Here is an 11570-nt window from a genome sequence, read left to right as displayed (position 1 = left end):
TTGCCGCGTTTCTGGAAATATTTTTCAACTTTCCTTTACGCGCAGTCGGTCATCCTGAGTGTGACGTTGTTTTATTTTTGGCGAACAGTAATGAAAAACCACAATCTCTATAACCCTGTTGCCGCTGATGGCGATCGTCAGGATGATATTAGCGCGTTGCGCGATGCGTTTTCTTTGCACTCTTTCCGCTATGTCGACATTGCGCGGGAAGAGCGCCTGAAAGCGATCATGTCGCGCTGGCCGCTATTAGCGGAAACCCTTGCCAGCCAGTCTGAGACCGATCGCTGATGCCGCAGATCGCGCTTCAGGGCGTACGGGGCGGCGTCGGCACGACTTCTCTTTGTGCCGGATTAGGCTGGGCGCTGGCGGCACTCGGCGAACGAGTATTGTTGATCGATGGCTCCCCGGTCAGCCAGCTTGGCGTGCATTTTAATCTGCCCGCTCAGCAGGATAATGGCTGGATGAAAGCACTGTGTGAGGGCGGTGACTGGCAGCACAGCGGGCTTCGCTATCCCGATGGTCCTGATTTGCTGCCTCACGGGGTGCTGTCCCATCAGCATGCTTTGACTATTGCCAGACAGAATGAGGCGATCGCCGCGCCGCTGCTCCAGGCATTGCCGGACCTGCGGGCGCGCTATCAGTGGATTATTTTCGATCTGCCTGCCGATACCCTGCCCTGGCATGAAACGCTCTATCCCACGCTGGACAGCCTGTTGTGCGTCACTCAGCCAGACGCGAATTGCCATTTACGGCTTAGCCAGCGCCAGTTTCCGGCGCGCACCCGGTTTATTATCAATCAGTTTAATGCCAACAGTCGTCTGCAGCAGGATCTGCATCAGCTCTGGATGGCCTCGCTGAATCCGCTGATACCGCTGCTGATCCACCGGGATGAGGCGCTGGCAGAAGCGCTGATGATGAAGCAGCCGGTCGGTGAATACCGGCCACATGCGTTGGTCAGTGAAGAGATCATCACGCTGGCAAGCTGGCTGCTGCTCAATCTGAATGGAGTGAGCTCTTGAATCCGTTGTGCTGGCTGTTAACGGCGCCCGCCTGGCAATCGCTGCACAGGGGCTACACCACCGCGCGAGGCAATGGCGCGTCCCGCTTCGCCAGTGCGCTCCATCTGTTCTGGTCGGTGCTGGGCCTGATGCTGCTTCGCTTCGAAACACCAGGCTGGCAGCGGATTATTCAGCAGCGCCGCCGGCTCTATCCGCACATTTCGCCGGAGCGGCCACGACCGCTGGATATCCTGCGTTATCTGATCCAGACGCTGTGGCTTTTGGTGATCCTGCCGCAGAGCGATCGCGATCGCGGCGGTTTCCGTGGCCTCGGTGCGCTGTCTGGCTGGCGCCACCATGGCTACCGCTGGCTGGACAAGGCCGTTGCCCACTCACAGACCCAGGGAATCGATGTGCGCATCGAACAATGGCTGAAGCGGCTGTCGCCGCTGGTGCGACGCAGCCTCTTCGCCGTCACTGCCCTGTTTGCCACGTTGCTGGCGCTGCTCTGTATCAGCCAGCCGTTTGGCCTGATGACGCAGTTTATCTTTGTGGTACTGCTCTGGAGTCTGGCGATGCTGGTACGACGCGTCCCGGGGCGTTTCCCGACCATGATGCTGATTGTGCTGTCGCTGACCGTATCGTGCCGCTACCTCTGGTGGCGCTATACCTCGACGCTGAACTGGGACGATCCGCTGAGTCTGGTGTTTGGTCTGCTGCTTATTGCGGCAGAGACCTACGCCTGGGTGGTGCTGGTGCTGGGCTATTTTCAGACGCTCTGGCCACTTAACCGTCAGCCGGTGTCGATGCCTGTCGATCGGGATCAGTGGCCAGGCATCGATCTGCTGGTGCCAACCTACAACGAACCGCTCAGCGTGGTCAGACCCACCATCTACGCTGCCATGGGCATCGACTGGCCGAAAGACCGCCTGAATATCTATCTGCTCGACGACGGCGACCGGCCGGAATTCCGCGACTTTGCCGCCAGCGTGGGTATCAACTATGTCGTCCGTCCCACCCATGAGCACGCCAAGGCCGGCAACATCAATCACGCGCTGAAAAAGTACTGCCGCAGCGAATTTGTGGTGATTTTCGACTGTGACCATGTGCCGACGCGCGCCTTTTTGCAGATGACCATGGGCTGGTTTATTAAAGATCCCCGGCTGGCGATGATGCAGACGCCGCATCACTTCTTCTCGCCTGATCCGTTTGAGCGCAATCTCGGGCGGTTTCGTCGTACGCCCAATGAGGGTTCGCTCTTTTATGGGCTGGTGCAGGACGGTAATGATACCTGGGATGCCACCTTTTTCTGCGGCTCCTGCGCCGTGCTGCGCCGCAGCGCGCTGGATGAAATTGGCGGTATTGCGGTGGAAACCGTTACCGAAGATGCCCATACCTCGCTGCGGCTGCACCGGCGCGGCTACACCTCGGCCTACATCCGCATTCCTCAGGCGGCCGGACTGGCGACCGAAAGTCTGTCAGCGCATATCGGACAGCGCATCCGCTGGGCACGCGGTATGGTGCAGATCTTCCGCCTTGATAACCCGCTGTTTGGTAAGGGGCTGAAGTGGGTACAGCGGCTCTGTTATGCCAACGCCATGCTGCACTTTCTCTCTGGCATTCCGCGGCTGGTCTTCCTGCTGGCGCCGCTGGCGTTTCTGCTCTGTCATGCCTACATCATCTACGCACCTGCGCTGGCGATCGCCATTTATGTTTTGCCCCATATGCTGCATACCAGCCTCACCAACTCGCGTATTCAGGGACGCTGGCGACACTCTTTCTGGAGCGAGGTCTACGAGACGGTGCTGGCCTGGTATATCGCCCGGCCTACCACTGTGGCGCTGTTCAATCCTCATAAAGGGAAGTTTAACGTCACCGCAAAAGGCGGGCTGGTGGAGGAGGAGCATCTGGACTGGGTGATAACCAAGCCCTATATGCTGCTGGTGCTGCTCAACCTCGCAGGGGTTTTGATGGCGTTCTGGCGCATGCAGCACGGTCCGGCCAATGAGGTACTGACGGTATGGGTGAGCCTGATTTGGGTGCTCTACAACATGATTATTCTTGGCGGTGCGGTAGCGGTTTCGGTTGAAGCACGGCAGATCCGTGAGGCGCACCGGGTGGAGATCGCCATGCCGGCCGCCATTGCACGCGAAGATGGTCATATGCTGCCCTGTACGCTGCGTGACTACTCTGACGGCGGCGTCGGGCTGGAGATGCGCGAGCCGGATGCGCTGCGGGAGAATGAAAAAGTGTGGCTGCTGCTGCGTCGTGGACAGCAGGAGTTCAGCTTCCCGTGCCAGGTGCAGCGTGTCTTTGGCCACCGGGCTGGCGTGCGTCTCCATCAGTTGACCACTCAGCAGCATATTGAATTTATCCAGTGTACCTTCGCCCGCGCCGATACCTGGGCGCTGTGGCAGGACGGTTTTCCGGAAGATAAACCGGTCCAGAGCCTCGCCGATATCATGATCCTCGGTTTCAAAGGTTACCTGCGCCTGGCGGAATATGGCCCGCCGCAGTTACGTCGGCTGTTTAACCTGCTTACCGTTGGGGTGAGCTGGCTGGCTTCGCTGTTGCCGCAAGGCATCGGACGTGTGCCAGCTTCAAAAAACGCATTGAGTTGATGATATGACGATACCGAGAGTAAACAGGTGGTTTGCCGCTCTGCTGCTGGGCAGTGCAACGTTAAGCTGTGCCGCCGCGCAGGAGGACGCGCCCGCAAACATCAATGGTGTAACGCCTGTGCAATCTTTACCGCAGGATAACGGCGCGCCGCTGCGGAACAGCCAGCTGAGCTTTGCCCAGCTGGCACCGCCGCCTGGCAGCATGACGCTGCGTGGCACCCGCACTACCGGACAGATTGAGTTCGGTGTGCGCAGCGATGAGGTGGTGACGCGCGCGTTGCTGAACCTCAGCTTTCGGCCTTCGCCCGCACTGCTGCCGACGCTGTCGCAGCTGAAGGTTTATCTCAATGATGAGCTGGTCGGTCTGATTACCCTGACGCCGGAACAGCTGGGTAAAGAGATCCAGACGCAGCTGTCGATCGATCCGCGTTACATCGCCGACTTTAACCGCGTGCGTTTCGAGCTGGTGGGCCACTACGCCAACGTCTGTGAAAATCCTGCCAATAGCGCAATCTGGCTGGATATCGGCAAACAGAGCGGCATCGATCTGACGCTGCAAAAACTGCCGCTGAAAAATGACCTCTCCCACTTCCCGGAACCCTTTTTTGATTCGCGGGATACGCGACCGCTGACCCTGCCGATGGTGTTCAGCGCCCAGCCGGATGTCACGCAGCAGCGGGCTGCCGCCATTCTTGCTTCCTGGTTTGGCAGCAAAACGGGCTGGCGCGGGCAGCGTTTCCCGGTGCTGTATAACCAGCTGCCGCAACAGCAGCATGCGGTGGTGTTTGCCACCAACGATGCGCGCCCGGACTTCCTGAAAGATCTGCCGCCGGTGACAAAACCCACAGTAGAGATTGTCAGCCAGCCCGATAATCCGTATGAAAAAATGCTGCTGATTCTGGGACGCAACGATGAGGACCTGCTGACGGCGGTTCAGGGTCTCGCCCAGGGTGAGCTGCTGCTGCGCGGCGATACCTCAACCATCGACAGCGTTAAGCTGCTCTCCCCGCGCCAGGCTTATGACGCCCCTAACTGGGTGCGGACCGATCGCCGCACCACTTTCGCCGAACTGACGCAATATGAGAATCAGTTGCAGTCTGATGGGGTGCAGCCTAATCCCGTCAGCCTGACTCTCAATCTGCCGCCCGATCTCTTCCTGGTTCGCGCGCGCGGTATCGACATGGATCTGAGCTATCGCTATACCGCGCCTTTCCAGTCGGATGGCTCACGGCTGGCGGTCAACCTGAATAATCAGTTCATTCAGGATTATCCGCTGCCGCCGAAAAATACGACGGGTCAGCAGCTGCTGCATATTCCGCTGATTCAGGGAATGCTGGACAAGAGCCATGAGCTGCTGATTCCGGCGCTGCGCCTCGGGGTGGTGAATCAGCTGCGCTTCGATTTTGATTACGCCAACATCACCATCAGCGGCAACGCGGATGGACGCTGCGAAACTGTAACGCCGATTACGCATCATGTGGTGGTGGACGACAATTCCAGCATCGATTTTTCCGGCTATCGCCACTACATCGAAATGCCGTCGTTGCGCGCCTGGGCGAATGCGGGCTTTCCGTTCAGCCGCTACGCCGATCTGGCGCAAACCCTGGTACTGATGCCGCCAAAACCCGATGCAGAGCAGGTCAGCACGCTGCTGAATACGTTGGGCAATATGGGTGCGCAAACCGGCTATCCGGCGCTGCGCGTTCAGTTGACCGATGACTGGGCCACGGCGAAGAAGCAGGATGTGGATCTGCTGATGATCGGCGTCATCCCCCAAGATCTTCAGGATGACCAGCGGATCCCGGCGCTGGTCGGCGCCACCGCCAGCTGGCTGAAAGAGCCTGTGCGACGGATCACTCCGGAGGTGAACCCGCAAAGTCAGCGCGAGCAGGCGGCAGAAAGCACGACGACTATCAGCTCCCGCGGCCCGCTGGCAACGGTGATTGGCTTCCAGTCACCTTTTTACGATCAGCGCAGCGTTGTCGCGTTGCTCGCCGATGGCGCGCCGCGCAGCTGGCAGTTGCTCAACGAGGCGATGGGTGACAGCGGCAAGCGTGGCACGATGTCTGGCTCCACCGTGGTGATCCGTGAGTCAGGGGTTAACAGCCTGCGCGTGGGAGAGAGCTACTACGTTGGTCATCTGCCGTGGTGGGAGCGTCTCTGGTCGCTACTCTCCGTCCATCCCTTCTGGCTGGCACTCTGCGCACTCTTTGTGGTGGTACTGTTCGCGCTGATGACCTGGCGTCTGATGCGAATTATTACCCGTCGTCGTTTATTGGATGAAGATGAATAACGCACAGGTGCTGCGGGCAGGCATGCTGCTCGGCGCACTGAGTGCGCTGCCGGGGCTGGCTGCACCGGTCGACGGACCGGAGGTGTCGCCGGTCGAATGGTTGCTGTCACAGGTACGCACCGGCGAGTCGACCAACAAATACGATCTGGTGCAGCAATCGCTCTACCGGCTTGAGAAGATCGATCCTGATAATCCGCAGGTGCTGGCGGCTCGCCTGCGGCTGGCGCTGCGTCAGGGCGATATCCCTAAAGCGCAGATGCTGCTGGAGCAGCTGAAAAAGGTTGCGCCCGACTCCGCCGCGACGCGTGAATCCGCCGTCGGCCTGACGCTGATGTCGTCGGATGGGCGTCAGCAGCTGCAGCAGGCGCGCCTGCTCGCCACCTCGGGGCGCCTGTCGGAGGCGAAAAGTGCTTACGATGCATTGTTCGGAGGGGTTTTTCCGGATGCGAACACGGCGCTGGAATACTGGCGGCTGCTGGCACGCACTCCCGGTCAGGAGAGCGTCGCTTACCAGCAGCTGCAGGCGCTGGAGCAGCGCTACCCGGGCAATATCGGGGTTGAGTTGCAAATTGCACGCATGGCATTTGATCAACAGCAGCCGGAGCAGGCGATAGCGCAGTTGAAAAAGCTGGCAAACAGCAATGGCGGACGCGCCGCTGCCGCCGATCTCTGGCTGCAGCAGATCAACGATCAGCCGGTCAGTGACAGCAGCGTGGCGCAGTTAAACGCCTACCTGGCTGTTTTTACCGACGGCGACGCGCACCAGCAGGGCGCGGATGTGCTGGCGAAGCAGCAGGCGCAGCTCGCCGATCCCGCCTATCGCGAACGGATGCGTGGCCTGGCGCTGGTCGAGGCGGGCGATGTGAATAATGCGATGGCAGCGCTTAGCCGGGCACTGAAGGATAACCCCAACGACGCCGAATTGATGGGTGCAATGGGGCAGACTCAGGCACGCGCCGGCCATCGTGACGTGGCGGTGCTCTGGCTGGAACGCGCCGTTGAAGCGGGCAAGCAGAGCACGTTGATCGGCAAATGGCAGTCACTGCTGCAGACTAACCGTTACTGGCTGGCGGTCGAACAGGGCGACAAGGCGCTGGCGCAGCATGACGTTGAGGGGGCCGAACGCGCTTACCGCGCCGCACAGAAAATTGATAGCACCGACAGCTATGCCCTGATTGGCCTGGGCGATGTGGCGATGGCGCGTAAAGATGCGGCAGGTGCCGAACTGTTCTGGCAGCATGCGCTGCGGCTTGACGCGACCAACACCACCACCGTGCGTCGCCTGGCCGGGCTTTATCAGGCCGAGTCGCCTGCCCGCGTCATGCAGTTTATCAGTACGCTACCCGCCGGGCAGCAGCGCGAGATGGCGGGAACGTTGCGCGCGCTGCGCAGTGACAGCCTGCGCGCCGAGGCCGATGCGCTCGCCCGGCAGAATAAATGGCCGCAGGCGGCAGAGAAGTATCGGGCGGCGCTGGCGCTGCAGCCGGATGACGTCTGGCTCAGTTATCGGCTGGCGAGCGCGCTACGCGACGGTGGGGCCATCCAACAGGCGGATGCGCAGATCGCGACGCTGCAACAGCAGCATCCCGGCGATGCGACCGCGCTCTACGCCGCCGCGCTCTACCTTTCCAGCCGGGATAATGATGACGCCGCACTGGCAACGCTGCATCGCCTGCCTGAAACGCAGTGGAACAGCAATATACATGAGCTGGCTGACCGGCTCGGGCAGGATAAAATTTTTGCCAGCGCCGAAGCGCTTCGTGCGTCAGGGCAGGAGCGGGCAGCGGTGACGCTGCTTTACCAGCAGCCGGTTTCCAGCCAACGCAACCTGACGCTGGCCGACTGGGCGCTGGCTCGCGGGGACGCGCAGCAGGCTCTGGAGATCTATCAGCAGGTGCTGTCAGGTGAAGCTGACAACAGCGACGCAGCGCTGGGACGAATCGAAGCGCTGGTTGCCCTCCAGCGCAACAGCGAAGCACGGCAGGCACTTGAGCAGCAGCCAGCCCAGGCCAATACTCTTAATGCCGATCGCCGCGCCGCGCTGGCATGGCAGGCGGTGGGCGAAACCACGCAGGCTGCCGTGCGCTTTGCCAGCCTGAAGCAGCGCGCTGCGTCACTGCCGCCATCACAGGATAAGGCACTGGTGTTTCGTGATGCGGCACGGCTGGAGCGCGCGCAGCAGCCAGAGATCGCGCTGGCGGATTATCGTCAGGCGATGACGGCCAGCGGTATCGGCAGCGGCGAAAGTATCAGCCGCGCGACACGCTCTCAGGAACAGGATGACTGGCTGAAGCGCAGTATTCGCAGCGACACCGCAGATCTCTATCGTCAGCGTGAGACCACGCTGACGGTGCAGCAGGATTATTCGCGCAATAAGGGTACGGCTGGGGTCTCCGACTTTACTGCCCATACCACCATGCTGCAGGCGGAAAGTCCGTTTGCCGACGGACGCGGCTTTTTCCGTCTCGACCAGGTGGACGTCTCGGCAGGAAGTTTTACCACCCGCAACGGCAGCTTCGACGAGCAGTTTGGTAGCTGCGACGACGCCAGTTCCGGCGGATGCAGCCGCGATGCCAGTCAGCGCGCCGAGGGCACTGCGCTGGGCGTCGGCTGGCATAATGATCGCTGGTCAGCGGATCTGGGTACCACGCCGCTGGGCTTTGAGGTGACCAACTGGACCGGCGGCCTGAGCTGGAAAACTGACGTCAGGGATCTTGGCGTGACGCTGACCGCCTCGCGACGGCCGATCGCCAGTTCGCTGCTTTCCTATGCGGGCGCGCGCGATCCATCAGCCAACGGTGGAAAAAGCTGGGGCGGCGTAGTGGCAACGGGTGGCAGCATCGGGCTGAGTTACGATCAGGGCGGCGCACACGGTGTCTGGGGCGACATCAGCGCGCATCAGATCACCGGTAAAAACGTTGCGGATAACAGTCGCGAGCGCTTAATGGCCGGCTACTACTACAAGCTCATTAATAGCGATAATCGCCGGGCCACCGTCGGGCTGAACAGTATGCTCTGGCACTATCAGAAGGATCTCAGCGATTACACCTTCGGTCAGGGCGGCTACTACAGTCCGCAGCAGTATCTCTCTTTTTCCGTGCCGGTCACCTGGCGACAGCGGACAGAAAACTGGTCGTTCGACCTGGGCGGCTCGGTTTCCTGGTCACATTCGAAAACCGATGCGCAGCAGCGCTATCCGGTCAATCCCGGCTTTACCCTGGCCAGCAATCCCGTTTCCGCCAGCAGCACCGGCAGCGGCACGGGGTATACGCTGCAGGGCGTGGTTGAACGTCGTATCACGCCCGCCTGGTTTATCGGGGTGGGCGTCGATATTCAACAGGCGAAAGACTATACCCCAAGTCACGGGCTTATCTACGTGCGTTACTCTGCCGCAGGCTGGGAAGGGGATCTGGATATGCCGCCACAGCCGCTGACCCCTTACGCAGATTTCAAATAATCCCGGCCGGGAAAAAGCCGGACTTTTCAGACGGTAAAAAAGTCAGTTTATGGGATATACTGGCGGGCATTGTACTGTCTGCTATCTGGGCTTTTTTCATCGTCAGGAGAATATTTTTGCGCGTAAGCCGGTCACTTACGATAAAGCAGATGGCGACAGTTTCGCTGGTTGCGGTTATCACCATCAGCATCTTTATCGTCATCCAACTGTTTCATTTTGTGCAGCAGCGCAGGATTGACTATGCCCAGCAGATGGAGAATATCGCACACACCGTCCGCCAGCCGCTGTCGGAAGCGGTACTGCGCGCCGATATTTCTCAGGCTGAACGTATTCTCCATTCACTGAAACCTGCCGGTATTTTATCGCGCGCCGATGTGGTGTTGCCGAATGCGTTTCAGGCTCTGCATGCCGACTTCGAAACGGAGAAACCGGTGCCGCGTCTGGTGGCGCGACTGTTTGAGCTGCCGGTGCAGATTACCCTGCCGCTCTATTCAGTGGAAAATACCGGGATGCCGAAACCGCTGGCCTATCTGGTGCTGCAGGCTAACTCGACGCGCGTCTACCAGTTTATTCTCAGCACGCTCTCGACCATGATTATCACCTATCTGCTGCTGGCACTGATCCTGTCAGTGGCGATCAGCTGGTGTATCAACCGGCTGGTGGTGCATCCGCTGCGCAATCTCTCGCGGGAGCTGCAGGAGCTGCCGCCGCAGTCGATTCTGACGCATAAGCTGTCACTGCCGCAGAGCCACCGCGATGATGAAATCGGCATGCTGATCCGCAGCTACAACCGCAATCAGCAGGTGCTGGAGTCGATACATGATGAGATGAGCCGGCTGACCACCCATTTTCCCGTGACCGATCTGCCCAACCGTACCCTGTTTCTGGCGCTGGTAGAGCAGTTCATGAGCAGCCCGGAACAGCCGCTGGGGCTGATGGTGATCCGCATTGAAACCCTGCAGGAAGCCAACGGCGTATTAAGCGATGAGCAGCGCGATACGCTGATGCTGACGCTGGTGGAGAAGATCCGTAATACGCTGGATGACCATACTCTGCTGGCGCAGACCGGGACCAGCGACTTTGTTCTGTTAATGAAGCGCGCCAGCAATCCATTCCGCGCCCTGCGTCTGGCCCGTAACCTGATGATTCGCCTTAATCAGCCGGTCAACCTCTATCAGCTGCAGCTGCGTCCTAACGTCAGCATTGGTCTGGCGCTGCGCGATGATCAGCCGCTGAGCGCCAGTGATCTGCTTGGCCGCGCGACCTCAGCGATGATGTCGGCCCGTCATCAGGGCAAAAATCAGATCCTGTTCTTTGACGCCGCGTTAACCGAGCGCGCGCAAAAACGTCTGACCCAGGAGCATGATATTCTGCAGGGGTTGCACAATGAGCAGTTCGCCCTCTATCTGCAACCGCAGGTCGATATGCGCACCGGCACGTTAGTCGGCGCGGAAGCGCTGCTGCGTATGCGCCAGCCAGACGGCAGCTACGGTCTGACCGAAGAGTTTATTGCCAGTGCCGAAGAGATTGGCGTGATTAGCGCGATTGGCCGCTGGGTGTTTGAAGAGGCGTGCCGCATTCTGGCAGGCTGGCAGCGACAGGGCATTATGTTGCCGCTGAGTGTGAATATTTCCGCTGTGCAACTGCGTGACTCGGGCGTGGTCTCTCATCTGCAATCCCTGCTGACGCGCCACCGCATCGTACCTGGCACCTTCGTGCTGGAAGTGACAGAAACGGCTCAGCTTGATGATGCTGAACAGGCGATATCGATGCTGCGGATGTTGCAGCAGACCGGCGTAGCCGTGGCTCTGGACGATTTCGGCATGGGCTACTCCAACCTTAACTACCTCCATCAGCTGAAAGCGTTGCCGGTTAACAAGCTGAAGATGGATCGCAGCTTCGTGGCGGCGCTGCCGCATGACGACACCATGGTCTGCATCGTGGCGGCCATCGCCGAGATTATCCATCTGGAGGTGATTGCCGAAGGCGTGGAGACAGCGGAACAACGCGACTGGCTGCTGGCGCGCGGCATCTCTATCGGACAGGGCTATCTGTATGCTGAAGCGCTGCCTCTGACCCGATTCAATCAGGCATGGATCGAAAACTCCTCACTACCGCAATAATTGCCTGATTCATTGATTTTGCGAGAATTTTAGTTACAAAACCCCCTGCTGAAGCGTTTCAGTTCAGAATTACGATCC

At 59.7% G+C, this 11570-nt stretch carries 6 protein-coding genes; all 6 read left to right on the top strand.

What is annotated here, in order from left to right:
- Window positions 1-90: 90 nt before the first annotated feature.
- The 6 genes from bcsR to hmsP all read left to right on the top strand — a co-directional run bounded on the left by bcsR (window position 91) and on the right by hmsP (window position 11492).
- Window positions 91-288, top strand: coding sequence for a cellulose biosynthesis protein BcsR (bcsR, locus tag NR195_RS12640; protein WP_050680410.1), 198 nt, complete (start codon window positions 91-93; stop codon window positions 286-288).
- Window positions 288-1019 carry a cellulose biosynthesis protein BcsQ gene (gene bcsQ, locus NR195_RS12635; RefSeq protein WP_010257415.1) on the top strand — a complete coding sequence of 244 codons (732 nt, stop codon included), beginning with the start codon at window positions 288-290 and terminating at the stop codon, window positions 1017-1019. The genes bcsR and bcsQ overlap by 1 nt, the downstream gene beginning before the upstream one ends.
- A complete protein-coding gene (gene bcsA / locus NR195_RS12630; RefSeq protein ID WP_167433270.1) occupies window positions 1016-3619 on the top strand; it encodes a UDP-forming cellulose synthase catalytic subunit in 2604 nt (867 codons plus the stop codon). Before bcsQ ends, bcsA begins: the two co-directional genes overlap by 4 nt.
- 4 nt (window positions 3620-3623) lie before the next feature.
- The gene (bcsB, locus tag NR195_RS12625; protein ID WP_256844577.1) at window positions 3624-5912 is read left to right on the top strand and encodes a cellulose biosynthesis cyclic di-GMP-binding regulatory protein BcsB; all 2289 of its coding nucleotides are present in this window, start codon (window positions 3624-3626) and stop codon (window positions 5910-5912) included.
- Complete coding sequence (gene bcsC / locus NR195_RS12620) at window positions 5905-9369, top strand: cellulose synthase complex outer membrane protein BcsC (protein WP_256844576.1); 3465 nt, start codon at window positions 5905-5907, stop codon at window positions 9367-9369. The genes bcsB and bcsC overlap by 8 nt, the downstream gene beginning before the upstream one ends.
- 116 nt (window positions 9370-9485) lie before the next feature.
- On the top strand, window positions 9486-11492 hold the full coding sequence (gene hmsP, locus NR195_RS12615) for a biofilm formation regulator HmsP (protein ID WP_010671659.1): 2007 nt from the start codon (window positions 9486-9488) through the stop codon (window positions 11490-11492).
- Window positions 11493-11570 lie beyond the last annotated feature (78 nt).

The organism is Pantoea sp. Ft-CA_14, assembly GCF_024520875.1.
In the GTDB taxonomy this organism is placed as follows: Bacteria; Pseudomonadota; Gammaproteobacteria; order Enterobacterales; family Enterobacteriaceae; genus Pantoea; species Pantoea agglomerans.
This window is presented reverse-complemented; position numbering and strand designations above follow the sequence as displayed.